This window comes from Ruegeria sp. AI3 (assembly GCF_056541245.1).
The window spans coordinates 319,164-342,788 of sequence record NZ_JBQFYA010000002.1 but is presented as its reverse complement, the minus strand read 5'-3'; the positions used below and the strand labels follow the sequence as shown (position 1 = coordinate 342,788).

The 23,625-nt window shown below is 53.9% G+C and carries 22 protein-coding genes and 1 pseudogene; 12 read left to right on the top strand and 11 right to left on the bottom strand.

Features of this window, described 5'->3' with window-relative positions:
• Nucleotides 1-39: 39 nt before the first annotated feature.
• The 7 genes from ACRZ95_RS05490 to ACRZ95_RS05460 all read right to left on the bottom strand — a co-directional run bounded on the left by ACRZ95_RS05490 (nt 40) and on the right by ACRZ95_RS05460 (nt 8,271).
• On the bottom strand, nt 40-1,044 hold the full coding sequence (locus ACRZ95_RS05490) for a Gfo/Idh/MocA family protein (protein ID WP_170677396.1): 1,005 nt from the start codon (nt 1,042-1,044) through the stop codon (nt 40-42).
• Nucleotides 1,041-2,543 (bottom strand): altronate dehydratase family protein, encoded by a 1,503-nt coding sequence (locus ACRZ95_RS05485; protein ID WP_170677398.1) that lies wholly within the window; start codon nt 2,541-2,543, stop codon nt 1,041-1,043. Before ACRZ95_RS05485 ends, ACRZ95_RS05490 begins: the two co-directional genes overlap by 4 nt.
• 24 nt (nt 2,544-2,567) lie before the next feature.
• Nucleotides 2,568-3,518, bottom strand: a complete 951-nt coding sequence (locus tag ACRZ95_RS05480) for a phytanoyl-CoA dioxygenase family protein (RefSeq protein ID WP_170677400.1) — start codon at nt 3,516-3,518, stop codon at nt 2,568-2,570.
• A 10-nt stretch (nt 3,519-3,528) separates the two neighbouring features.
• Nucleotides 3,529-5,151 carry a TRAP transporter large permease gene (locus tag ACRZ95_RS05475; protein ID WP_142634770.1) on the bottom strand — a complete coding sequence of 541 codons (1,623 nt, stop codon included), beginning with the start codon at nt 5,149-5,151 and terminating at the stop codon, nt 3,529-3,531.
• Entirely contained in the window at nt 5,151-5,993 is an 843-nt protein-coding gene (locus ACRZ95_RS05470; RefSeq protein ID WP_480554624.1) for a TRAP transporter small permease subunit, read from the bottom strand. The genes ACRZ95_RS05475 and ACRZ95_RS05470 overlap by 1 nt, the downstream gene beginning before the upstream one ends.
• Nucleotides 5,994-6,008: 15 nt before the next feature.
• On the bottom strand, nt 6,009-7,178 hold the full coding sequence (locus tag ACRZ95_RS05465; protein ID WP_170677402.1) for a mandelate racemase/muconate lactonizing enzyme family protein: 1,170 nt from the start codon (nt 7,176-7,178) through the stop codon (nt 6,009-6,011).
• A gap of 79 nt (nt 7,179-7,257) precedes the next feature.
• Entirely contained in the window at nt 7,258-8,271 is a 1,014-nt protein-coding gene (locus tag ACRZ95_RS05460; protein ID WP_170376099.1) for a TRAP transporter substrate-binding protein, read from the bottom strand.
• A gap of 198 nt (nt 8,272-8,469) precedes the next feature.
• Between ACRZ95_RS05460 and ACRZ95_RS05455 the strand changes: the two genes are divergently transcribed.
• The gene (locus ACRZ95_RS05455) at nt 8,470-9,120 is read left to right on the top strand and encodes a GntR family transcriptional regulator (protein ID WP_170376101.1); all 651 of its coding nucleotides are present in this window, start codon (nt 8,470-8,472) and stop codon (nt 9,118-9,120) included.
• Here ACRZ95_RS05455 and denD read toward each other — a convergent pair.
• The gene (gene denD, locus ACRZ95_RS05450; RefSeq protein WP_480554621.1) at nt 9,117-10,052 is read right to left on the bottom strand and encodes a D-erythronate dehydrogenase; all 936 of its coding nucleotides are present in this window, start codon (nt 10,050-10,052) and stop codon (nt 9,117-9,119) included. The genes ACRZ95_RS05455 and denD overlap by 4 nt on opposite strands.
• Nucleotides 10,053-10,081: 29 nt before the next feature.
• Nucleotides 10,082-10,966, bottom strand: a complete 885-nt coding sequence (locus ACRZ95_RS05445) for an NAD(P)-dependent oxidoreductase (protein ID WP_170677407.1) — start codon at nt 10,964-10,966, stop codon at nt 10,082-10,084.
• 189 nt (nt 10,967-11,155) lie between these two features.
• Here ACRZ95_RS05445 and ACRZ95_RS05440 point away from each other — a divergent pair, with 189 nt between their 5' ends.
• From ACRZ95_RS05440 to ACRZ95_RS05420, 5 genes are read left to right on the top strand one after another with little or no spacing between them, the layout of a single operon-like run.
• Nucleotides 11,156-11,803, top strand: a complete 648-nt coding sequence (locus tag ACRZ95_RS05440) for an SDR family oxidoreductase (RefSeq protein ID WP_170677409.1) — start codon at nt 11,156-11,158, stop codon at nt 11,801-11,803.
• Nucleotides 11,800-13,596, top strand: a complete 1,797-nt coding sequence (locus tag ACRZ95_RS05435) for an IlvD/Edd family dehydratase (protein ID WP_170677411.1) — start codon at nt 11,800-11,802, stop codon at nt 13,594-13,596. The genes ACRZ95_RS05440 and ACRZ95_RS05435 overlap by 4 nt, the downstream gene beginning before the upstream one ends.
• Nucleotides 13,597-13,607: 11 nt before the next feature.
• Complete coding sequence (locus ACRZ95_RS05430) at nt 13,608-14,456, top strand: fumarylacetoacetate hydrolase family protein (protein WP_170677413.1); 849 nt, start codon at nt 13,608-13,610, stop codon at nt 14,454-14,456.
• Nucleotides 14,449-15,372: a 2-hydroxyacid dehydrogenase gene (locus tag ACRZ95_RS05425; RefSeq protein ID WP_170677415.1), complete on the top strand. Its 924-nt coding sequence runs from the start codon at nt 14,449-14,451 to the stop codon at nt 15,370-15,372. Before ACRZ95_RS05430 ends, ACRZ95_RS05425 begins: the two co-directional genes overlap by 8 nt.
• Before the next feature lie 16 nt (nt 15,373-15,388).
• On the top strand, nt 15,389-15,979 hold the full coding sequence (locus tag ACRZ95_RS05420; protein WP_170473609.1) for a LysE family translocator: 591 nt from the start codon (nt 15,389-15,391) through the stop codon (nt 15,977-15,979).
• Between the two features lie 48 nt (nt 15,980-16,027).
• Here the strand turns inward: ACRZ95_RS05420 and ACRZ95_RS05415 are convergent, their stop codons facing one another.
• Nucleotides 16,028-16,795: an SDR family oxidoreductase gene (locus ACRZ95_RS05415; protein WP_170677417.1), complete on the bottom strand. Its 768-nt coding sequence runs from the start codon at nt 16,793-16,795 to the stop codon at nt 16,028-16,030.
• A gap of 69 nt (nt 16,796-16,864) precedes the next feature.
• Between ACRZ95_RS05415 and ACRZ95_RS05410 the strand changes: the two genes are divergently transcribed.
• From ACRZ95_RS05410 to ACRZ95_RS05400, 3 genes and pseudogenes are all read left to right on the top strand, one after another.
• A complete protein-coding gene (locus ACRZ95_RS05410; RefSeq protein ID WP_170677419.1) occupies nt 16,865-17,923 on the top strand; it encodes an L-idonate 5-dehydrogenase in 1,059 nt (352 codons plus the stop codon).
• Nucleotides 17,916-18,737 (top strand): phytanoyl-CoA dioxygenase family protein, encoded by an 822-nt coding sequence (locus ACRZ95_RS05405; RefSeq protein ID WP_170677421.1) that lies wholly within the window; start codon nt 17,916-17,918, stop codon nt 18,735-18,737. The genes ACRZ95_RS05410 and ACRZ95_RS05405 overlap by 8 nt, the downstream gene beginning before the upstream one ends.
• Before the next feature lie 137 nt (nt 18,738-18,874).
• A pseudogene (locus ACRZ95_RS05400) lies at nt 18,875-19,410 on the top strand (DDE-type integrase/transposase/recombinase).
• A 150-nt stretch (nt 19,411-19,560) separates the two neighbouring features.
• Here the strand turns inward: ACRZ95_RS05400 and ACRZ95_RS05395 are convergent.
• Entirely contained in the window at nt 19,561-20,541 is a 981-nt protein-coding gene (locus ACRZ95_RS05395; protein WP_480554617.1) for a hypothetical protein, read from the bottom strand.
• A 196-nt stretch (nt 20,542-20,737) separates the two neighbouring features.
• Here ACRZ95_RS05395 and ACRZ95_RS05390 point away from each other — a divergent pair, with 196 nt between their 5' ends.
• The 3 genes from ACRZ95_RS05390 to ACRZ95_RS05380 all read left to right on the top strand — a co-directional run bounded on the left by ACRZ95_RS05390 (nt 20,738) and on the right by ACRZ95_RS05380 (nt 23,614).
• Nucleotides 20,738-21,724, top strand: coding sequence for a serine hydrolase domain-containing protein (locus tag ACRZ95_RS05390; RefSeq protein WP_480554663.1), 987 nt, complete (start codon nt 20,738-20,740; stop codon nt 21,722-21,724).
• 614 nt (nt 21,725-22,338) lie between these two features.
• Nucleotides 22,339-22,746, top strand: coding sequence for an SMU1112c/YaeR family gloxylase I-like metalloprotein (gene gloA2, locus ACRZ95_RS05385; RefSeq protein ID WP_480554615.1), 408 nt, complete (start codon nt 22,339-22,341; stop codon nt 22,744-22,746).
• Nucleotides 22,747-22,789: 43 nt separating this feature from the next.
• The gene (locus ACRZ95_RS05380) at nt 22,790-23,614 is read left to right on the top strand and encodes a TauD/TfdA family dioxygenase (protein WP_170677423.1); all 825 of its coding nucleotides are present in this window, start codon (nt 22,790-22,792) and stop codon (nt 23,612-23,614) included.
• Nucleotides 23,615-23,625: the final 11 nt, after the last annotated feature.

The window sequence follows — 23,625 nt, the reverse complement described above, 5'->3', positions numbered from 1 at the left end:
TTTTTGAGTGGTCCGGAAATTTACCGGGCCGCATGGCCATCAGGCCGGTGCCCGCGCTCGAGCTGTTCGCGCCTTGAGCCCCTGTTCGATCCATGATGTGACCTCAAGCGTCCGGGCTGCATCCTCGACGTCGATTAGTGGAGGGGCGCCGTCGATTACGTCAAGGAAGTGATCCAGTTGCGCTTCAAGCGGCGCGCGTTGTTGTTCCGGTCGTGTAAGTTGGTTTTTTTGGGCCGCAGTGCCCCAATCCTTTCCACGCCACAGGGTCATGGAGGGAAAACTGACAGCGCCGCTGGTTCCCGTGATCCACATCATGTCCTGACGGGTCGTGCCGATGTTCGGGTTCTCGCCGGTTCCGGCTTCAAACCCCCAAGGGCTGGGTGCGGTGTCGGCAAAGCTGATAGTCCCCGTCGCGCCGTTTTCGAACGCGATCGCGACAGCCCCGCTTTCTATCCTATCCGATCCGCGGATTGATGCTCCGGGCAGGGCGAGGACATCCGAGATTTCTCCGATCACAAAGCGCAAGACATCGATATCATGCACCAGATTGATCATGACTGGACTGCCATCAGATGTCCGCCAGTTCTGTTCAAAATAGCTCTCGGGTTTACGCATGGCCCACAGCAACGAGACGTTGATGACTTGTCCGATCGTACCTTGCGCGATCACCTCTTTCAGGTACTGCAAGGTTGTGTGATACCGCCGATGGTGGCCTACAAGGCTGCGGACATCGGCCTTGCGAACGGCCGCCCTCAAGCGCTGGGCATCATCGATCGATGCCGCAACCGGCTTTTCGATCAGCATGTGCCAACCGCGGGATGCGGCCAGAATGCCATGTTCGGCATGCAGGCGGGTCGGCGTCGCGATGATTACGCCATCCACCGGGTCCTGCACCTCGTCCATACTGGCAAAACGCGGCGCGTCGAGTTGGATCGAGCCGTCTGGATCGGCCAATCCGACCAACATGCAGCCGGGATGCTCAATAACGGCGCGGACGTGGCGGATACCGATCAATCCGCCCCCGGCTACAAGGATCCGTTTCACATCACCGCTCCGATTTGCCAGGGAACGAATTCGTAGTCACCCAAGCCCTGCGCCTCGGACTTGGTCCGTGCGCCCGAGCCAACTTGCAGAAGCCGTCGGTATATTTCCTGTCCTTTTTCTTCGACGCTGGCACCTTTGGTCAGAATGTCGCCCGCATCAACGTCCATGTCTTCGGGCATGCGCGCCGCCAATTCAGAGTTGGTGGCGATTTTCAGCGTAGGCGCCGGTTTCGACCCAAAGGCAGAGCCGCGCCCCGTGGTGAAGCACACAAGGTTGCACCCGGCCGCGATCTGCCCGGTCACCGAGGCCGGGTCATATCCGGGGCTGTCCATGAAGGTGAAGCCTTTGGCGGTGATGGGTTCGGCGTATTTGAATACACCGGTCAATGGGGTGGTTCCGCCCTTCGCCGCTGCCCCCAGCGACTTCTCAAGGATGGTCGTCAGACCGCCTTGCTTGTTGCCGGGGCTTGGGTTGTTGTCCATCGAACCGTGATTGCGGGCGGTATAGTCCTGCCACCAATCGATCAATCCGATCAGTTTTTCCCCAGTTGCGCGACCAAGGGCGCGGCGGGTCAAAAGGTGTTCGGCACCGTAGATTTCGGGCGTTTCCGCAAGAACGCCTGTGCCACCTTGGGCAACCAACAGGTCGCAGGCATGCCCGAGCGCCGGGTTAGCGGTCACACCTGACCAAGCGTCCGATCCACCGCATTGCAACGCAACCATCAGTTCGGACGCAGGGGCTTCGCTGCGCCTTGCCTCATTGGCAATGGGTAGCATCTGGTTGATCTTGCCGATGCCCATTTCCACGGTCCGGCGCAATCCGGCGACGTTCTGGATGTTCATCGTCTGGAAGGTGGGGCTCTGCTTCAGCCCATACGCGTCCAACAGCCAGTCGATCTGGTTCATCTCGCAGCCCAGACCGACCATCAGAACGGCAGCGTGGTTGGGATGTTTCGCAAACCCCCACATGACCCGCTGAAGAGCTTCGAAACCGTCGCCGGAATCGGCCATTCCGCAGCCCGTTCCGTGGACAAAGGCCACTACGCCGTCGACGTTCGGAAACTCGGCCAGCTTGTCCGGCGTAAAGTGGTTGGCGATCATCCGGGCCGCAGTCGCGGAACAGTTCACGGTGGTCAGAACCGCGATGTAGTTGCGTGTGCCGACCCGACCACTGTCCCTGTGGTAGCCCATGAACGTATCGACCGAGGTGGCTGGCTTCGAGGGCTTGTGATCCGTCGCAAATTCGTAGTCCACGCTGGTGTTTCGGAACTCAACATTGTGGGTGTGCACATGGTCACCGGGTTCGATCAGTTGGGTGGCGTAGCCGATGATCTGCGAGTACTTTCTGACCGGATCGCCGGGTGCAAGAACCCTCGTGGCGACCTTATGTCCCGAGGGGATGCGCGCATTGGTCGTAACATCCTCGACCATATTGCCGACCTCCATGGGCCGAGTTGCAACCACCACGCTATCCGTTCGATCTAAACGTACAAAAGTCATAGTCAGCTTTCTTGGGGGCAGCAGCTAGGCGCAGAACGGCGAGTCCGATGTCCACCGGTGAATATCTATATGCGGTTGTCCAGACAGCCTTGCTCGCGCCGCTTCCCAATTGGACTTGCAGACACGCCAATCTCGCAGCTCGGTTTCGGGGCGCGATCTGGACCTTGCGACGAATCTGGGGAAATGGTCTCGACCAGTGGGCTGGCCCACCGCACTAAAGCGGATGTCGAACGACCAGCGGAACTGGTCCGTTTCATTGACCAGCGAAGCATGTGGCGTCAGAGGGTGAAACAAGATGATCCCGCCAGCCTTGACAGGAAGGGGCACAGCTCGACCTTCGTCGATGAACCCGTCGGCAATACCTGTCTGCGTTCGCGCGCAATGAGGCAGGATGGATTGGTCCTGTGCCTTTGGTAGCACTTGAAGGCAGCCGTTTTCGACCGTTGCATCGTTGACGGCAATCCACACCGTGACCATGTCGGTCTGATCCGCGTCCTCCAAAGCAACCGCCCGGTCCTGATGCCAGTCCGTTGCGGTGATGTGCGCGCGCACCTCATCCTTGGACAGCTTGAGGGCGGGGGGCTTCAGCCGAACGTGCTGGATCGGATTGCTAACCAGCTCTGGCCCGATCAACTGCTCGACAATATCAAGCATGGGCTGGGCCGTCAGCAAGTCGAACACTGCGGGCCCAATATGGAACGGTGTGTCCGCCATGATCCGATCGCCGGGCAACGAGATGTCCAGCGGCTGGAAATAGTCGCAACCGGCCTGATAGGCGGACAGAAGTTTGTCCCAGAAGGTCATTCCTGACGGCTCGTCCTTGACCAACCCTTTTTCGTACCAACCGTCATAGAGCCGGTTCAGGACATCCGAGTATTCGGCCTGTACCCGATCCAGCACATCGCTGGGAATTACATCCTCGACCACGAGGTATCCGTCCGTCTGGAACTTGCCAATCTGATCTTGTGTCAGCATGGGTGCGACCTCACAACAGTAGCGCGATGATGCCAGGCCAGATCAGAAGGACGGAAAGCGCCAGCAACTGGATCCCGATGAATGGCAGGAAGCCGCGGAAAATATCCGTCAGGCTGATATGCGGCGGGGCTACCGACTTCAGGTAGAACGCGGCCGGGCCAAAAGGGGGCGAAAGGAAGCTGACCTGCATGTTCATACAGAACACGACGCCAAACCAGATGGCGACATGACTCGGCTCTAGCTGGCCAAAGACTCCGATTTCTTCGATAGGAAGGCGTAGGACGATCGGCAGAAAGACCGGAATGATCAACAGCACGATGCCGACCCAATCCATGAATGCGCCCATGAACAGCAAGATCAGCATCATCACCAGAATGACCAGCATGGTCGGCAGCTCCTGGCCGACGATAAGGTCGGCCACGTATTGGGGTCCGCCAGCAATTGTGTAGGCACCCGCCAGCGCGGCGGCCCCGATCGTAACCCAGATGATGGTTCCTGTGGATTTTAGGGTCCGCATCAAGCTGTCCCAAACCAGCTCGAACGATCCCTCACCCCGCAGGATGGCGATGATCAGAACGGCGAAGGCGCCCATGCCTGCAGCCTCGGTTATGCCTGTGATCCCACCATAGATCGAGCCAAGCACCACACCGATGACGACCAGCGGCGCAACGAGGCCTTTGCCCATTTCCCACCCTATTTTGGCGCGTTCTCTGCCAAAGACGAAGAAGATCAGCAGAAGGGCGACGATCGTAATACCGGCAAACCAGGGCAGGTAGTCAGCTGTCCCCAATCGCGCTGGTTCACCCTGGCTGGCAGCGTTCGAGCCTGAGAGCTCGAAGAACGCAGCCCGGATAAACAGAACGGTGGAAAATCCTGCGACGACGATGCTCATGAAGGCCCCAAACAGTTTGCGTTTTTCGGCCGGTTCGGGGTCGTTCGGGTCCGGTTCCGGCAGCGGAGCGTGATGAGGATTCAACTGCGTGCGGATAATGATGTACAGGATGATCATCGAGGCCAACATGAAGCCGGGAATGAAAGACGCGGTAAACAGCGACTTGATCGAGGTTTCGGTGATCAGCCCATAGATGATCAGAACGATTGAGGGTGGGATCATGGTTCCCAGCGACCCCGAGGCGCAGATTACGCCGATGGCGAGATTCTGATCATAACCTAGGCGCAGCATCTGGGGCAGGGCGATCAGGCCCAGCAGGACAACTTCACCGCCGATGATACCGGACATGGCCGCCATGATCACCGCCATGATCGAGGTCACGATTGCGATGCCGCCGCGTGTTCTGGACAGCCAGACATTCAGCGACGAATACATGTCGCGCGCGATCCCGGATCGCTCTAACAGCGACGCCATGAAGATAAACAATGGAACTGATATGAGCACGTAGTCCGTTAAGAGCCCGTATATCTTCTGCGCCAGGATATACAGCGGCCCAGTGCCTGGCCGACCTGTTAGGACCCCGTCGCCGAATGAGAACGGGTTCAAAAGCAGTGTCGGTTCGAACTTCAGGACGAGAACCAGAACCGCAAGGGAAGCCGAGGCCAGACCCAACGGCATCCCGATCGCCAGAAGCACGATCAGGGCGACCATCAGGATGAGTGAGATTGTTCCAATATCCATCAGTCTTGTCCCACCGCTCGTTTGATCATTTCAATTTCGTCTTCGTCCGGTTCATCTGTGTGGACTTCCGGTTCTTTGTTCCAATCCGCGACTAGGTTCAAAATTGCTTGCATTGCGACGAGAGTAATCACGATCAGCACCATCGGCTGCAACGTCGCTGGGATCGGAGGATTGAAGGCAGAGCCATAAAGCTCCCATTTATAGAGCTTGTTGACGAACACCTGTTTGTAGCTGCCGTAGACCAGAAAGAAGGCAAACAGCACTATCAGTATTGTCGAAACCGTATCAAAAACGCGTTGAAGCCATCGTGGAACTGCGTCGTAGAGCAGGAATATTCGAATGTGACTGCGTTGTTGCATGGCGTAGTAACCAGACATCAAAAACACAAAGCTGGCGAACCAGAGTGTCATTTCGTTGGCCCACTCGGTCGGCTTTTCCAGGATATAGCGCATGAAGACTTCGTAGAGCATGACGACGGTCATAATTGCGATCATCATCATCGTCACTCGGCCTATGAACAGGGCGAAACGATCCATAACCGTCGTGCCTTCGAACTCCATCGTCGCTGGGCGCACTGTCTTGGTGCCAATCACTGCAAGAAACGGGAGAAGGACAAGCGCGGCCACGTCGATGATGTCGACGTACCCTCCAAACACGCCAGACAATTCGGGCGTGATGTCGCTGCGCAGATATATTTCCGTTACCTGACTTTTGAGGGACTCAGAGGTGTAAGGCAGCCAATCCAATAGGAACGCCGGGAGATGCCAAACAAGCCAACTGGCTGTCGCGACGAAGGCCAATGGTATGAGCCATTCAATTGGTCCGCCTGAATTCTTGTGCATCGCTAAGCCTCGCCCCTATCCTTCGATCCTGAAGTGATCGATAAAATCTCGATCCGGCTCGACGCCCAGTCCGGGGCCAGTCGGGATCGTGACACGGCCGTTGTTGGCCTTGACCTGATTTTGAATTTCCAGCGGAACGGTCAGCAGATCGTCCCGAAACTTGTTGTCCGTTGTGTCGAACTCCAGCATCGGCTCCCATGGGTGCAAACCGCCTGGAATTGCAGGCATTGCCGCCAGTAAATGCAGATTAGTTGTGACAGCGATGGCGCTACCCCAGACGTGATTTACGACCGGAGTGAAATGTGCGTGGCATAGGGCCATTACCCTGAGATACTCTGAAACACCGCCCAAAGCGCATACTTCTGGCTGCGCAATATCGATGCCGCGATTTTCAAGGAGACTGCGCCAAGCCCAGCGATTGAATACCGCCTCTCCGCCCGAGATGTTGACTTTCAGCGAAGTACGCAATTCTCGGTATCCATCCATGTCTTCTGGCGCGACGGGTTCTTCGAACCAATATGCGTCCAGTTCTTCCAGCGCCCGACCGACAAAAAATGCGTCCGAAGTCGTATAGGCGTGGTTTGCGTCGACCATAAAGGGAAAGTCGTCACCAACCCCGCGTCGAACAGCTTCACACAGCTTAACATCAGGCTTCGGGCCAAAGCCCGTTTTCATTTTGGTGGCGGTGAATCCCATCTCCTTGATCTTTGCGGCTTCATCCTCAAAACGGCTGGCCAGATTAGAAATCGGTTCTTCCCGAAGCATCATGCCGTAGCCGTAGCAAGGAACGCTTGTGCGATGCGCGCCGCCGACAAGCTTATGGAGGGGGAGGCCAGAGACTTTGCCGGTGATGTCCCAAAGTGCGATGTCCACCCCGGACAAAGCCTGCATTGGCATTCCGCTTTGGCCATGGTCTCGCAAAAGGTTGTACACCTTGTGCCAGATCACGTCTTTGTCCAAAGGGTCCATGCCAAGGATCATTGGCTGGATGACCTTTTCCACGATGGATTTGTTGGCAATGGCTACGTTTCCGGGACCAAAGCACTCCCCCCAACCAGTTACCCCTTCATCTGTCTGAACCTCGACCAGATGGGTTGTACGCTTGTCGTAATACTGTTGCGAGTAGCCCAGAACTTCCGGCATGTCGTACTGCAGTACGTGACTTATTATTCTGGTGATTTTCATGAAGTTTTGGATCCCGGCACCGATCCGTAGAGGCCGCTAGTGCGGCCTCTACGTGTGTCGTAAGTCGGTCGCAGCCTGACTACTGCATTGCGCCCAGGTCACGCAGGAAGTTGATGTGGCTTTCCAGCAGCGCCTGTGCTTCAGGGGTCGTTGCGAACTCAGTCCAACCGACCTGAACGGCCGCGCGATAGGCTGCCAGATCTTCAGGCGTCCATTCGTACAACTGAACACCTTTTGCTTTCAGGTCTTTTGCTGTCTGAGCGTTCTGCACTTCGTTGATGGTCGCATTGTGCAACGCCAAGCTATCCATCGCGACTTCCATGATCTTCTTGTGGTGCGCAGGCATCGCTTCCCAAACGTCTTTGCGACATGCCAGGTGATCTGCAGGCATCGAGTGGAAACCGGGATAGTTTGTGTGACCTGCGATCTCGTAAAGACCCAGACCCACGTTGTTCGTCAGGTTCGCAGCATCCGCACCATCAATGATGCCGGTTTCCAAAGCCGTGAAGATTTCGTTGAAGTCCATCACGATCGGAGAAGCACCAAGTTCCGCGAATACCTTGGTTGCGAGGCCTGGAGGCGAGCGGAACTTCCAATCTTTGAAGTCTTCCACTTTTGCAATCGGCTTGGTCGAAGACAGCGACTCTGGCCCGGGGATCCACCATCCGATGAATTCCATGTCGTAGCCGTTGTACAGATCATTTACAGCTTCTCTTCCGCCGCCATGAAGAAGCCAGGCCATTTGCTGATAGGGGTTCTGATACCCGCCGAGCAGGTCGCCCGCAAACTGGAAGGCCGGATTTTTACCAGTCTGATAGCCGCCACCCGTCATGTCGCAATCCAGAATTCCGGTAGCTGCGGCGTCGAAGGTTTCAACTGATTTGACCACCGAAGAGGAATAGAACATTTCAACTTCGATTTCGCCGTTCGACATCTCCTGAATGTCTTCAACGAATTTTGCAGCCATCTGGCCAGACAGAGTTTCGGGCGAAAAATGGGTTTGAATTCTAAGCTTCGTGGTTTCAGCCATCGCGAAACCGGCTGCCATTGTCGTGGCTACGGCCGCCACGGCCGCTGTCTTGACTATTTTCATGTTGTCCTCCCAGACGTTGAGCGTTGCGCGGAGAGGGAGATCTTGCCGCCTCCTTTGCCGTCACGCAGATAAACGTTAAGCCGACGAATCGAATGCAACAAGAAGAATTTGAAATTTCTAAAAATTTCGAGATTCTTGCGTAAACTCGAAAATAGGCTTAGGACCCTACTTGGACAAAAATTGAAGGCGCATACCGGGATGAAAGAAGAAGTCGATATTTATCAGGACCTTAAGATGCGCCTCATCTCGAATGGATTCGAGCATGGAGCAAAGGTGCGGGCCGAAGAGTTACGTAAAGAGTATGGCTGTTCTGCGAGTGCAGTTCGCGAAGTCCTTTTTCGATTGTCCGCTGTAGGGTTGGTGGACTTTCAGGAACAAAAAGGTTTCCGCGTGCCAATGCGTTCGCCGCAGAAGCTTATCGAATTGACACATGTCCGAGTTTTGTTGGAGGCCGAAGGTACCGCAATGTCGATCCGCAGTGGCGGGGTGGATTGGGAAGCAAGACTGACGGCCGCGCATCACAAACTCAGCCATATCGAAAAACGCATTCACGCCACAGACGACCCGAGCGGCCTTATCGAGATATGGTTTGCATCGGAGAAGGAGTTTCACCAAACGCTCATTTCTGCCTGTGGCTCGGAAACCTTAAAACAAATGCATGGCCGAGTTTACGCGCAATTCAGACAGCAGTTGATGGTGGCAGACCGGAACTTTGAGTTCATTTCTCAGAACATAAGACACCATGCCGATATACTTGAGGCAGCATTGTCAGGGGATGAGCAGTTAACACGGGAGAAAATTCACGATCATCTGAAACGCCACCTAACTGGAAAGACGATGGGCGACTAAAGCCGAAAATCGTCTTCCAAATACACCCGAATGATTTCGTCGAAGCTTGATTCCGCCTCGAACCCCAACTCCAGAGCGCGATCTGTTTGAAAGTCGCGCGGCCAATTTTTGACTATTCGTTCGATTGCCTCGTCGGGTTCTCGCCTGACAAGGCCAACTGCATCTTGACCGGCCACGGCGCGCAGCGCCTCGATTTGTTCGGCGACGGTGCAACTTACACCCGGCATGTTCACCGCGCGTCTGTCATTCAAAAGCTGCGTGTTCATTGTTGCCGCGTGGGTCAAAAAAGTAGCGGCGGCGCGGGGGCTGGCGTGCCAGTGGCGAACAGTTTCGGCAACAGGCAAGACAACCTCAACCCCATTCAATGGCTCTCGGATTATACCTGAAAAGAAGGACGAAGCGGCAGCGTTGGCTTTGCCAGGGCGCACACACAAAGTGGGTAAGCGCAAGGAAATACCGTCGATATATCCTTTCCTGCTGAAATCCGTGATCATCAATTCAGACGCTGCTTTCTGCGCTCCGTAACTTGTCAAAGGTGCCGAGAGGAACTCATCGCTTATCTTGTCGGGGAACGGTGCCCCGAAAACTGCTATGGACGAGGCAAAAACCAGACGAGGTGTGTACTCGCCTCCTGATGCCTCGTGTTCATCCTTGAGTGCGTTCAGCAGTGTCCAGGTTGCCATAAGATTGACATCCCAGCCCAACGCAAAGTCTGTCTCAGCTTGGCCTGAAACGATAGCTGCAAGGTGGAATATGACGTCCGGGCGCTGAGCTGCAACAGACTTGGCGATGCCTGACGTGGTCAAGCTCCCCTCAATTTGCTTACCTGGCGCACTGTCGAGCGGGAATGAGAGATCGAACAATGAGAGTTGAGCATCTGCTCCAAAAGTTTCTTGGGTCGAAATGCGGTGGGCCAGTTTCTGGCCAAGCATTCCTCCACCGCCTATAACAAGGATCCGCGTCACAGCATTCCGTTCCGTTTTTTGAGTTCCAGATACAAAGCCGAATGATCCAACTCGGCCCCATCCATTTCGTCTATCAGATATTCGAAACGGTCGCGCACGGATTGGGTGCCGGGTAGCTCGACCCCAAGGCTGCGCGCTTCTTCTAGCGTGTTGTCCAAATCCTTCAATTGAAACTTAGACAATCCTCCGGGGACAAAATTTCCATCAGACATGCGTTCGCCATGTTGTTGTAAGATAATGCTATCCGCAAAGCCCCCTTTCAGTGCGGCCCTCAACGCGGTCGGGTCTGCACCGCCTTGTTGAGCCAGCAATGTCGCTTCGGCGACAGCCGATATTGTCACAGCGACAATTGTTTGATTGGCCAATTTACACAATTGACCAGAACCACTTGGGCCAACATGCACAGGGCGCCCCATTGCTGTCAGAACCGGTCGCACGCGCTCCATAACGTCCTGATCGCCACCGACCATGATCGCGAGGGTGCCAGCTTCGGCACCCTTGGTGCCACCGGAAACCGGGGCGTCCAGATGCTGCACCCCCATCAAGGACAATTGCGCGGATTGCTCTCTGGCATGTTCGGGTTTGGCGCTGGACATATCAATCCAGATCATCCCTGGTTTGAGTTGTTCGCGGAAAGCCTCGTCAGAAAGTAGCGCGCGGGTCGCGTATCCATCCGAGAGCATCGTTATTATTACGTCTGCACCCGAAATCGCCAGCGGGGCAGTTTCCGCCAACGTCGCGCCTTCTGCTGCTAACGGTTTTGCCTTTTCTAAGCTGCGGTTCCAAACAGTGAGCGGAAATTCCGCGCGCAAAATATTCCGCGCCATGGGGGCACCCATCAGGCCGGTTCCCAACAGAGCCACTTTGAACTGCTTGCTCATCATCTACGTCCTTCCCAAGGTGCGCCACGCATGGTTATGGCCAAACCAAAATCTCTGTCATACGCTAACGGCTCTGGGCCCACATGCCAGAAGTCGTTGCTAGACCGCCAAGGTTTCTTTGCTTTTCGGTTGATCTGTGGAACGAAATAACACGTGTTCAACCGCCACCTTATGAGTCGGAATGTTTATATGTTAGAAAGGCTTAAGGAGAAGCGCGACCTATCCATAGCCACCTCACAAGGGATCAGAATTGCAAGCACGATTGCATCGGCAAGAAGGGGTGCGAAAGTCTATGCTACGGATATAAACTCCAAAAATCTAAATTCGATTCGCGGTCAGAATCTCGAAAATCACGAAATTTTCGAGATGAATGTGGCGAATAATAGCAGTATTCATCATGGGGTCGCGCGATTGAATCCAGATGATTTGTTCAACGGCGACGGGTTCGTGCATCACGGAACTATTCTTGATGCAACGGATGGTGAATGGGATTTCGCCATGGACCTCAATCTGCGCTCAATGGTGCGCACGACAAAGGCTGCCGTTGTTGGGGTGACGAAATTGGTGACCGTGGATTTCATAGCGCAAGGAATTCGGTGCAATTGCATTCGCCTAGGAACAGTCGACAATCCCAGCTCGTGTGACCGCATAAAAGCGTTGGGCGAGCAGCTGGGCGGCAGAGAAGAAGCGCTCGCTCAATTCGTGGCGCGTCAGTCTGCCGGGCGTATAGCGAAAGCGGAAGAGATTGCTGCATTGATCGTCTATCCGGCATGGGATGAGAGTGCATGCACCACAGGACACACACGTAAAATTGACGGAGGTTGGTCAGCCCAATGACAAAAGTATCAAAGGACGATCTGCGATCTCGTAAGTGGTTTATGAATTCCGAGAACCTTGAGATGACTGCATTGTATCTGGAAAGATACCTGAATTACGGGTTGACCCGTGGGGAGCTGCAATCAGGCAAACCGATCATTGGCATTGCTCAAACCGGAAGTGATTTGAGCCCATGTAATCGGCATCATATCGAGTTGTCCAAACGCGTTCGCGACGGAATCATCGCCGCCGGGGGAACGTGCATCGAAATACCAGTCCACCCGATACAAGAAACCGGTAAGCGGCCAACGGCCTCACTTGACCGCAATCTGGCTTATCTGTCCTTGGTTGAGAGTCTATTCGGGTATCCGATTGATGGCGTTGTTCTTAACATTGGTTGCGACAAGACCACGCCCGCACTTCTTATGGCCGCTGCGACTGTCAACATCCCGGCGATCGCCCTGTCGGTCGGCCCCATGCTTAACGGTTGGTGGAAAGGTGAACGCGCTGGATCGGGCACGGTTATTTGGAAAGCGCGCGAAGACCTTGCGGCTGATGAAATTGACACCGATGAGTTCATGGAAATCGCAGCCGCCGCAGCGCCTTCGGTTGGTTATTGCAATACGATGGGGACAGCAACGACCATGAATTCGCTTGCCGAGGCGTTGGGTATGCAATTGCCCGGATCAGCAGCCATACCAGCCCCGTATAGAGAGCGCGGTCAAATCAGTTATGAAACCGGTAAACGTATTGTGGACATGGTCTGGGAGGATCTACGCCCCAGCGATGTGATGACACGTCAGGCTTTTGAGAATGCGATTGTTATAAACTCGGCGATTGGTGGATCGACGAACGCGCCAATCCACCTGAATGCAATCGCCCGGCATCTTGATGTTCCATTGAACAACGACGACTGGCAGAAACTTGGCCACGACGTTCCACTGTTGGTTAACATGCAGCCTGCGGGTGAGTATCTGGGCGAAGATTACCAACAGGCCGGGGGTGTTCCCGCCGTTGTCGGAGAGCTGCTTGATGCTGGATTGCTGCCGCATCCAGATGCGACAACGGTGAACGGCAAGACGATTGGCAATAATTGCTCGGCGCGCCGGTCTCAGAATAGCGAAGTAATCAAGCCAGTCGGTAGCCCGGTTAAGCAACAGGCGGGGTTTATCAATCTCTCGGGTAACCTGTTCGAAAGCGCGATTATGAAGACATCTGTGATCTCCAAGGCATTTCGAGAGACCTACCTGTCGAACCCGGATGATCCAAATGCGTTTGAGGGCAGGGCGATTGTGTTTGATGGGCCTGAGGACTTTCACCATCGGATCGATGATCCCGCAGAAAACATCGACGCAAACTGTATTCTGATTATGCGCGGAGCAGGGCCAAAAGGATACCCGGGTGCCGCAGAGGTCGTGAACATGCGTCCGCCCGCATATTTGATAAAGCAAGGCATCGAAGCCCTTCCTTGCATCGGTGATGGACGGCAATCCGGTACATCAGGAAGTCCGTCTATCCTGAATGCTTCACCCGAGGCTGCAGAGGGTGGTGGGTTGGCCTTGGTGCGAAATGGTGACCGACTGCGCATCGATCTTGGCAAAGGCTCAGCAGATATGCTGGTTTCGCTCGAAGAGCTGCATGAACGCGCCCGCGATCTGGAGGCAAAGGGTGGGTATGCAATGCCGCCCAACCAATCCCCGTGGCAGGAAATATTCCGCGAAAAAGTAGATCGTTTGGATCGCGGTATGACGCTCAAGGGCGCAGAAAACTACCGCGATATCGCGCGAGCCTTCATGCCACGCGATAACCACTAAAAGGAACAGAAATGAAACTTGTTCGTTACGGAGCCGAGGGCTCGGAAAAGCCGGCCCTGATCGACTCTGAGGGTCAATTGCGGGATCTGTCCGCTCATATCCATGATATTGCGGGGGATACGCTGGATGATGGAATGCTTGATAATTTGCGCTCATTGGATCCGAAAAACCTGCCAATTGTGGAGGGTGATCCTCGTATCGCGCCGTGTGTCGGTGACATCGGTAAATTTCTTTGCATCGGTTTGAACTACTCGGACCATGCCGCAGAAACCGGCGCAGATATTCCCGAGCATCCAATACTTTTTTTCAAGGCTAACTCAGCGGTCATTGGGGCATATGACGATGTTGTCATGCCGCGGGGATCTACACACACCGACTGGGAATGCGAACTGGGGGTCGTCATCGGCAAGACGGCCAAATACGTTTCCAAGGCCGACGCGCTCGAACATGTTGCGGGCTATTGCATCGTAAACGATGTGTCAGAAAGGCATTTTCAAACTCAACTGACCGGTCAATGGACCAAAGGCAAGTCTTGCGACACATTTGGCCCTACCGGCCCGTGGCTAGTGACCCGGGATGAGGTGCCTGATCCCCAAAGCCTTGGTATGTCATTGGATGTAAACGGTCAGCGCAAGCAAACCGGGAATACTGCTACGATGATCTTTTCCGTTGCCGAGATCATTGAGCATCTAAGCCAACTTTTCACACTGCACCCCGGTGACGTCATTTCAACTGGAACACCGCCCGGTGTCGGAATGGGGATAAAACCGGAACCAGTTTATCTTAAAAAAGGCGACGTGATGGAGCTTCGCATCGATGGACTTGGTGTTCAGCGGCAAAAGGTCGGCCAAGATGACTGACTTGTTGCAAATCGGAGGGATCACAGAACGGATGCGAGAGCGCCTGTCAGCAGCGTTCGACATTCATCAATTGGACGATTTCAACGCGGAAAGTGTTACGCATATCGTTACGAACGGGCACGATGGTGTTCCTCATGACCTGATGACATCACTCAGTAATCTGAAGATGATCAGTGTCTATGGGGTCGGCTACGACGCCGTCGACGCAAATGCAGCAGCTGAGCGCGGGATTGTTGTGACGCACACGCCCAATGTTTTGAACAAAGAAGTCGCAACCACCGCCCTTCTGCTGTTTCTGTCATGTTATCGAGAGCTCATACGTGACGATGATTACGTTCGGTCCGGACGGTGGGAAGTTGAAGGCAATGCCCCTTTGACGCGATCAGCCGACAATCAAAAAATAGGCATTCTTGGTCTTGGTCGCATTGGTCAGGCGATCGTTGATAAGTTGGAGCCGTGGGCCCCCGAAATTTCTTATCACACCCGCAATCAAAAGGATGTCCCATACCGGTATTTCGACAATTTGGTTGAAATGGCAGAACATGTGGACGTCCTCATATGCATCACTCCCGGCGGTCCGTCGACGAATAAGCTGGTCAACGCTGAGGTGCTGCGCGCGTTAGGGGCAGGCGGCACTTTAATAAACGTTAGCCGAGGTTCGGTCGTCGACGAAACTGCCCTCATCAATGCATTGCAAAACGGTGAGCTCGGGTGGGCGGGGCTTGATGTTTTTGAGGACGAACCGCGTGTTCCAAAAGCATTGCGCGAGCTGTCCAATGTCGTTCTGCTCCCTCACGCTGGTAGCGCGACTATTGAGACGCGTGCAGCAATGGGTGACCTGACTGTCGACAATCTCCTGCAACACCTAAAGGACGGATCGGTGATCACAGCTGTGCCGGAATGCAGGGATCTGTAAAAGGCCAATCTGAATAGTGTTTGAGTTTGCTGTTGCGGTTTTCTTTCTGCTGATTACGCCGGGCCCAGGTGTTTTAACAACTGCAGGCATTGGATCAGCATTTGGTTTTCGAGCTGGACTAGCTTTTGTGGCCGGTTTGATGCTGGGCGGGTTCATCAACATGATGTTGGTTGTCTCCGGAGTCGCTGCGGTAGCTTTGGCTATTCCGGTGCTTAGAACTTTCCTGCTATTCGCCTCTGTCGGGTATTTGGGATTTCTCGCCTGGCGTATTGCTAGCGCTGGCTCAAAGGTCGGGTTTTCCCCTGCGGTCACGCCACTTGGGTTTGCGAACGGGCTGACACTTCAGTTCATTAATCCCAAGGCTTACGTGGTCGGCACAGCATTGTTTTCAGGGTTTGCCTTTTTGCCCGATGCGCCCGTTTGGGAGGTCGTCATAAAAATCATAGTTTTCAACATGATTTGGGTGCCAGTGCACATGATCTGGCTGGGTGCCGGCGCAAAGCTGGGCAGCCTTGATTTGAGCGAGAGATCGCATCAAAGGATCAACTTTGCGATGGCGGCTTCGTTGATGGTTGTTGTGGTGATTGCATTGGCGTCGGCGCTATAGACGGCATCTACCGTCAATCGTGCTTAGCAGACGATTGAACGCCACAAATCAAAGTGACGCCGTTATTCCACCATCGACATAGAGAGTATGTCCATTGACGAAACTGGAAGCGGGGGAGGCAAGGAATATGGCGGCACCGACAAGTTCTTCTACATTGCCCCAGCGACCGGCCGGGGTACGTTTCTCCAACCATGCACTGAACTCTGGGTCAGCAACCAATGCGGCGTTCAAAGGTGTATCGAAATACCCGGGCGCAATGGCGTTGCAGTTCAGACCATACTTAGCCCAATCAGTAGCCATGCCTTTTGTAAGGTTGGTCACGGCACCTTTTGTCGCCGTGTAAGGCGCAATACCCGGTCGTGCCAATGCGGATTGCACCGATGCAATGTTGATGATCTTACCTGACTTTCTTTCAATCATGTGCCGTGCCACAGCCTGACCGACGTGAAAGACGGACGCTACATTTGTCTGAAGCAGGCGCTCGAACGCATCAGCAGGGAAATCCTGTAACTCCGTCCTATGTTGCATTCCGGCGTTGTTTATCAGGATGTCTATGGGTCCGACGTTCTCTTCAAAGTTATCCACGGCAGATCGGACACCTTCATGATCTGTCGCATCGAACGAAAGTTCACGTACTGAGGCGCCTGTTTCGCTCAACTCGGATGCGGCTGTTGCTAGTTTCGCGGTGTCGCGCCCGTTCAAAACGACCTGCGCACCGGCTGCAGCCAAGCCACGAGCCAACGCAAATCCAATGCCTTGGCTAGAGCCCGTTACGAGTGCGCGTGTTCCCTTTAAATTGAACATTTCAAGCGTCATGCAAAAATCCCTTGGTTGTCAGCACCGACTATCCGTATCTTTTGGCAATCTGTATAGGGAGTCCGTGCAATGTCTTCGGCTAGTGTTGCTGTTGTTATCCATGCCGCAAAAGATCTGAGGTTGGAAAACCGGGACGTTTACGACGTGGGGCCAGACGAAGTCTTGATCGCCATGCGCGCGGGTGGGATTTGCGGCTCTGACCTACATTATTACAACCACGGTGGTTTCGGTGCGATCAAGCTGCGTCAACCGATGGTGCTAGGACATGAAGTCGCCGGGGAAATCGTGAAAGCTGGGTCAAGTGTGGAGGGGCTACACCTTGGTCAACTGGTTGCAGTTTCTCCATCCCGCCCTTGCCAAACCTGCATCTATTGTCTGAACGGGCAGCAAAACCACTGTCTTGATATGAAGTTCTATGGCAGCGCGATGCCGTTTCCACATATCCAAGGCGCTTTTCAAAGCAAACTCGTGGCGAAAGCCAGTCAATGCGTTCCGGCAGACGGGTTGAGCCCTGCGCAGGCCGCCATGGCCGAACCTTTAGCGGTCTGTTTGCACGCGATTAAACAAGCCGGGAGCCTCCTGGGTAAAACGGTACTCATCACGGGATGCGGTCCGATCGGCTGCCTCACGATCTTGGCGGCGCGTCGTTCTGGGGCGGCCAGAATAGTGGCGACGGATATCTCGGACCAGACCCTCGCTCTGGCGCGTGAATGCGGGGCAGACGATGTCATCAACACCTACGCCGATCCGCAAAAACTGGAGCAGTTTGAAAAGGACAAGGGCCAGGTTGATGTCCAACTGGAGTGTTCTGGTGCTCAATCGGCTCTGGCTTCTGGCGTCACATGCTTGCGACCAGGTGGAACATTGGTTCAGCTTGGTCTGGGCGGAGATATGACAGTGCCGATGCAGGCGTTGACTGCAAAAGAGATAGTGCTTCGCGGGTCTTTCCGTTTCCATTCCGAGTTCTCAGTCGCGGTCGAGATGATGCGAAGCGGACTAATAAATGTCGACCAATTGGTGACGCATTCCTTCGAGGTTGGCGAGGCCGTCACTGCTTTCGAGGTTGCGTCTGATCGAAGCCAATCAATGAAGGTGCAGTTAACTTTTCCGGATAGTGACAATGGATAGACGAACGCGTGATATTGCAAAGACTTATGAACGAGATGGTTTCGTAGCTCCTCTGGATATCCTTACAGCTTCAGAGGTCCAAACGCTGCGCGATGATTTTGAGAAAGCAGAGCGCATTCTCAGAGACGACCCGGAGAAACTCAAGCTTCTGTATTCCTATCCGGACAGGCTGATACCATCATTCGATGCACTTCTGCGCCATCCGAAGCTGATTGAAGCTGCTTCAACGGTGTTGGGGCCGGACCTCATGGTTTGGAGCGGTGCACTTTTCGTAAAAGAAGCGCGGTCATCGAAAATAGTCTCGTGGCACCAAGACTTGACCTATTGGGGATTGGATGATGCTGAAGAAGTTACGTGCTGGGTTGCGATTTCAGAAGCGTCTGAGCAAAGCGGGTGTATGAAGTTTCTTCCTGGCAGCCACAAAAGCCGTATCGTGCCTCACGTGGACACCTTCAGTGAAAACAATCTGTTGTCACGTGGGCAGGAAATCGCAGTCGATGTGAACGAAAAAGATGCAGTCGCTGCCGAATTGCGTGCTGGGCAGGCGTCCATGCATCACGGGCATCTTTTCCACGCATCAGGGCCCAATAACACAGACGATAGACGCATCGGTGCGGCGTTGCGTTTCATAAAGCCCTCAATGAAACAGCAAAACGGCGTGAAAACTTTGGTTGCGCTAGTTGCTGGGCGAGATGATTTTGGGCATTTCTCAGTTGCGTCCTCCCCTCAGGGATTTTTGCATGAGGAGGATTTCGTTGTGTGTCAAAGGGATGCAGACCGCAAGAAACAAATACTCTTCGCCGGAGTGAAGTGACGCCCTACGCAAGCTCAGAACCATTGTTGCATCAACCAAGAAGCCGAACTGGATAGCGAAAACTGGTGGATATTTAGAAGGGTCTAGTCAGAAGAACTTGGATAGAAGAGTGCAGTTCACTCTTGTGACCTTCGCATGTGATTACACTATTGCCATTCAATTTTTTTAAGATCAAACCCGAGATCGTTCATTTGGCTGTAGTGCTTTATGTTCCGTTCTCATTGTTGCCGCGAAACGTTCAAGATCTGTTGTATGAACGGGGAATTGAGGTGAGCCACAAAACCGTCCGATCTTTACGGAACCTGTTTCACCACATGCTTGCTGCTGAGCTCGGAAAAAAGCGTGCGCAGCAGCTGCGCACGTTCTCAAACTGGAAGTGGCACATGGATAATTTATTTTTTGGAAGTGAATGTTAGCAGGTACTGCCTCTGGCGGGGCGTAGATCATGAGGGCGAAGTGCTGGAAGCCGTTGTCACCAAACGCCGAAACAAACAGGCGGCATTGAAATTACTCGAGAAATTCATGAATCGGCACGGTAAAGCGGACCGTCGTGACGGATTGCTTCGCCTCATACAACTACTTCAACTAGGAAAGGTCACTAGTCAGCAGAGATACCTTCAAGCTGACACACGCCGCGGCTCTCGCCGAGTGGTGCGAATTTGCTGCGGTATAAAGGGCGGCTATACTGGCTTAACTGAGACTGGTTCGAATTTGTCTGACAGCACCCATCAAAGCACACATTGAGCGAAATGCAATGAACGTCAGCGTCGCGCCCACAGAACAAAGGCTTGAAGGACAGCGCGCCTAGGTTCTGCTTTGCAGTTTACTTGCAGATCGGCAATTCCAACGGCGGCTGTTTGGGCAAAGATGCTCTCCAACTATTTATGATCGGCTGTAGGCTGCTTTTGGGCCAAAACTTTGGTTCGCCAATCGCTTTTAGGCAAGCTGCGTTCCAGTAAACTCCAGCTCGAGAAAGTGATTTTCCCTTTTTCACCGCCTTGGCGACAGCGTTTATGTCTTTGGATTCAGGGTAGATATACAGGGTTGTCGGGTTCCCTTCTACAAGCGCCAAAATCTCTTTTGAGGCGGATTGCGACCAGGTTGTGCAACCATTGCTACGACCACCGGTGTAGTTCACAAGCCTTCCGTAGGGGACATAGCCATCGTTGTCTGCATGAGAGCTTTGAGGGTTTTTGAACCGACATTGCCACTTAAGGAAGACAGCCGGATGGCCTCCGATGGCCCGCTCCCGAGCATTGCTCGTTTCTCCTTCACCATCAAACAAAAGGAAAGTGCGATAGAACGGCTGCGTTTTGCCGGAATGACTGTGGTAACCTTTGAAAGACGTGCGGGTTTCAGCCGTCACATAGGCGCCTCCGGCGGTTAGTTTAGAGCCCTCTGCGTTGCTGAAGTTCTTCGCGCATTGTCGGCCATTCGAAAAATTGGCGCGTTGTAGTTTTCGGCCGTTGCCATAGCCGGACGAAACCGCTCGGAAGGACTTTTGTGACTCGCAGATGACATAAAAACGCTTGCCCGGATTGCCGTTTCTTGCAGTGCTGGGGCGGGTTGCGTCCTTGGCCAGGTAGCAGGGGTTCCTGACTTCGCCTCGGCGTAGTTTCTTGATGTAAAGAGCTCGTGCCCTTTCTAAAACGATTGGCGCGATTTGCCCTTCACCGGTACCCACGTGCTTTTGTAGCCACGCTGGAACATCTTGCGTTATCGCATTGGCGCGGTCCGGTAGGGCGCCCACCGACATGGCGATTGTTATGACCGAGAGTGCGAGACGGAGTGAATTCGGTAGCAATGGGAAATCTCCTGCTAGAATGTCCTCGGGTTCAGTCTACCACAGTTCTTGCGCGCTAGGATGCTGGCCAAGTTTACAAGCGAAGCCTCCTGTTGCCTCAAATCCCACTTTTCGTTTGCGGAGGCTTTCTTACATCTTGGACAATAAATCCTAGGATGTTGCGGAGGTGTCTGGACATTCCGAGATTTGGTTCCAAATGAATGCCATGATTACACGTCGCAAGTTCCTGTTGGCAACCGCAACCGCAATTTGTGCTCCGTATATTGCGCGGGGACAAACGGTGGCGCTGAATGATGTAGTCAGCGGTCTTCCGCAGTTGCATTCACTGCAAATTCAACGCGGAAATGAGGTCATTTTCGCGCAGGCCCAACAGGGTGCAGGCCTAGATAGACCGGCCAACATAAAGTCGTGTTCGAAAAGCATTGTGGCTTTGTTGCTTGGGACGGCGATCGACCGGCGGGAAATCCCATCTGTAGATGCCACCTTGCAGGAGGTCGCGCCGCGACTTTTGCCCGCTAATGCGACACCCGGTTCCGAAAGCATTACGATGGAGGATCTGGTGACGCTGCGGGCAGGACTCGAAAGAACCTCGGGCAGCAACTACGGAGAATGGATCAACTCTCCCAACTGGATCGCGGACGCGTTGACACGACCGATGGTTGCTGAACCCGGAGAGCAGATGCTCTATTCTACAGGATCGACCCATGTGCTTGGCGCAGCGTTGACCGTGGCGACCGGACAAAGCCTATTGAGACTGACGCGAGAGAGGCTGGGTGCACCACTTGGTATCGAGATCCCCGCTTGGACGAAGGATCCACAGGGTTACTACTTGGGTGGGAACGAAATGGCGATTACGCCGAGTTCGATGTTGAAGATCGCGGTGTTGCTTCGGGACCGCGGGGCTTTTGCCAACACGCAAATCATTCCTGAGCGTTGGGTTTTGGAATCGACCAAGCCGCACGGCCGTTCACCTTTCTCTGGACTAGACTACGGCTATGGCTGGTTTCTTTCCCCTTCGGGCTATGCATTGGCGCGTGGGTATGGAGGCCAAATCATAGCGGCCCATCCTGAGCGAAACCTTGCTGTCGCAATCACCTCTGATCCTACGCGTCCAGCCCGTTCTGGAGGATACTTTGGAGATTTGGTCAGTTTGCTGGATGGTCCGATTTTAAACGCGACCTAGGGGGACCTTTTCAAAAACACTGTTAAGGGTTGGTCACGTTTGGCCTCAACGGAGTTGGATTATCAAACAGCTTTCTTCTTCGGTGGAGCGACGGAGCATCTGGACAGCTGATCAAGTTACTCTTCTGAAAGGTGAAAGAGGAAGTGGCCTACTTGACTATGTTCCGACAGTCTCGCTTTACGGGTCGAGGCAGTTCCATCAAAAAAACTTGCTCAGATTGAATTTGCTTGAGTGGCGCGATCTTTGCGCGGCATTGAGGACTGTTCCAACTGGCGCAATTGAGATTGGTTCGAATTTGTCTGAGAGCAATGCTCAGTTCTTTCAAAAGATTTTGTAGGCGGCCGAGAGTGGCGGCATTGGCTCTCAAATCGGAAATCACGAAACATGTTTTTTGAAGGTTGTTTTCGAGCCGCGAGCCGCCGCTGGCACGAGTTGCCTACAACGTCGGCTGCGAGTTCACAGACGCTTGATGAATACTGCTCTGTTTTCCTGTATGGTTCGGTTGCCAAGTTTGGCCAAACAGCTCTTGGTTTTCTCGATCAGCATCGAAGGTGTAGTGAAAAATTACCTTAAGAATTTGGTTTAAGCTATTGATATAATGAGGATAACTGCCCGTGACCAGTCTGAAAGCAATCCACCATGCTGCAGTCATTTGTTCGGACTATGAACGGTCCAAGGCGTTTTATTCAGAGACGCTTGGTTTGAGGATTGTTGCCGAGAATTTCAGGGCTGAGCGGCAATCTTGGAAGCTGGATTTGGCATTGCCGGACGGCTCTCAGATTGAACTGTTTTCCTTTCCCACCCCGCCCAAACGCACCTCTCGCCCCGAAGCACAAGGTCTGCGGCATCTTGCGTTTGTTGTGGATGATATCGAAGCGCTAAAAGACAGTCTGGAACAGAAAGGTGTCCTCGTCGAAGACATCCGTGTCGATGAGTATACCGGGCATCGGTTCACTTTCTTCAGCGACCCGGACGATCTTCCATTGGAGTTGTACGAAGCCAAGCCGATTGCTTTGAAGTGATATTTCTCGTCTTCTAGGCTGAGCGAAGCAGGGAGGAAGGCGCATGGAAGTAAAACCTCTCACCGGTGGATTGGGTGCGGAAATCGTCGGGGCAGACATCCGGCGTGAAGATCAATTCGACGCAATTGTGTCAGCCTTTGCAAAGTACTCCGTTATCGCACTGAGGGGCCAAAGCGTTAGCCCGCAAGAGCATCTGACCTTTGCGAGAAGGTTCGGCCCAATCAACGTGAACCGATTTTTCAAACCGGTGGACGGCTATCCTGAGATTGCCACGGTGTTGAAAGAGAAGGATCAGAAAGAAGCTGTGGGAGAGGGGTGGCATACTGACCACTCCTATGATCAGGAGCCTGCTATGGGCTCGATCCTGCACGCCCTGGAGGTTCCGCCCCATGGTGGCGACACGTTGTTTGTGTCGATGGCTGCCGCCTACGAAGCTTTGTCGCCCACGATGCGTGGTTTCTTAGATGGTTTGAGGGCGGTTCATTCCTCTCGCCATGTCTTTGGAGCCAGCATCATGGACACAGAAGCCGCAGAAAGCGGCCGTTTGGGGAACGCCGAAGCTGCCACGCAAGACGCTTTGCACCCCGTTGTCATCACGCATCCTCTCAGCGGTAGGCGCGGGTTGTTCGTCAACCCTGTGTTCACGACCAAAATCAAAGGCTTGAGCGTGGATGAGTCTGCCGCAATGCTGGGTATGATTTATGATCATTGCAAGCAGCCTGAATTCCAATGTCGCCTGCGTTGGCAGGAAGGGGATATCGCCATTTGGGATAACAGAGCGACGTGGCACAAAGCGATCAACGACTACCATGGGTTTCGACGTCTTATGCACAGGGTGACGGTGGAAGGTGTTGCTCTAACGCAATGAAGCGAGTGACG

Excerpts from the sequence above, each read along its gene's own strand:
- ACRZ95_RS05485 (WP_170677398.1), bottom strand. The coding sequence starts at position 2,543 with ATGACTTTTGTACGTTTAGATCGAACGGATAGCGTGGTGGTTGCAACT.
- ACRZ95_RS05480 (WP_170677400.1), bottom strand. The coding sequence starts at position 3,518 with ATGCTGACACAAGATCAGATTGGCAAGTTCCAGACGGACGGATACCTC.
- ACRZ95_RS05475 (WP_142634770.1), bottom strand. The coding sequence starts at position 5,151 with ATGGATATTGGAACAATCTCACTCATCCTGATGGTCGCCCTGATCGTG.
- ACRZ95_RS05470 (WP_480554624.1), bottom strand. The coding sequence starts at position 5,993 with ATGCACAAGAATTCAGGCGGACCAATTGAATGGCTCATACCATTGGCC.
- ACRZ95_RS05465 (WP_170677402.1), bottom strand. The coding sequence starts at position 7,178 with ATGAAAATCACCAGAATAATAAGTCACGTACTGCAGTACGACATGCCG.
- ACRZ95_RS05460 (WP_170376099.1), bottom strand. The coding sequence starts at position 8,271 with ATGAAAATAGTCAAGACAGCGGCCGTGGCGGCCGTAGCCACGACAATG.
- ACRZ95_RS05455 (WP_170376101.1), top strand. The coding sequence starts at position 8,470 with ATGAAAGAAGAAGTCGATATTTATCAGGACCTTAAGATGCGCCTCATC.
- denD (WP_480554621.1), bottom strand. The coding sequence starts at position 10,052 with ATGCTTGGCCAGAAACTGGCCCACCGCATTTCGACCCAAGAAACTTTT.
- ACRZ95_RS05445 (WP_170677407.1), bottom strand. The coding sequence starts at position 10,966 with ATGAGCAAGCAGTTCAAAGTGGCTCTGTTGGGAACCGGCCTGATGGGT.
- ACRZ95_RS05440 (WP_170677409.1), top strand. The coding sequence starts at position 11,156 with ATGTTAGAAAGGCTTAAGGAGAAGCGCGACCTATCCATAGCCACCTCA.
- ACRZ95_RS05435 (WP_170677411.1), top strand. The coding sequence starts at position 11,800 with ATGACAAAAGTATCAAAGGACGATCTGCGATCTCGTAAGTGGTTTATG.
- ACRZ95_RS05430 (WP_170677413.1), top strand. The coding sequence starts at position 13,608 with ATGAAACTTGTTCGTTACGGAGCCGAGGGCTCGGAAAAGCCGGCCCTG.
- ACRZ95_RS05425 (WP_170677415.1), top strand. The coding sequence starts at position 14,449 with ATGACTGACTTGTTGCAAATCGGAGGGATCACAGAACGGATGCGAGAG.
- ACRZ95_RS05415 (WP_170677417.1), bottom strand. The coding sequence starts at position 16,795 with ATGACGCTTGAAATGTTCAATTTAAAGGGAACACGCGCACTCGTAACG.
- ACRZ95_RS05410 (WP_170677419.1), top strand. The coding sequence starts at position 16,865 with ATGTCTTCGGCTAGTGTTGCTGTTGTTATCCATGCCGCAAAAGATCTG.
- ACRZ95_RS05405 (WP_170677421.1), top strand. The coding sequence starts at position 17,916 with ATGGATAGACGAACGCGTGATATTGCAAAGACTTATGAACGAGATGGT.
- ACRZ95_RS05390 (WP_480554663.1), top strand. The coding sequence starts at position 20,738 with ATGAATGCCATGATTACACGTCGCAAGTTCCTGTTGGCAACCGCAACC.
- ACRZ95_RS05380 (WP_170677423.1), top strand. The coding sequence starts at position 22,790 with ATGGAAGTAAAACCTCTCACCGGTGGATTGGGTGCGGAAATCGTCGGG.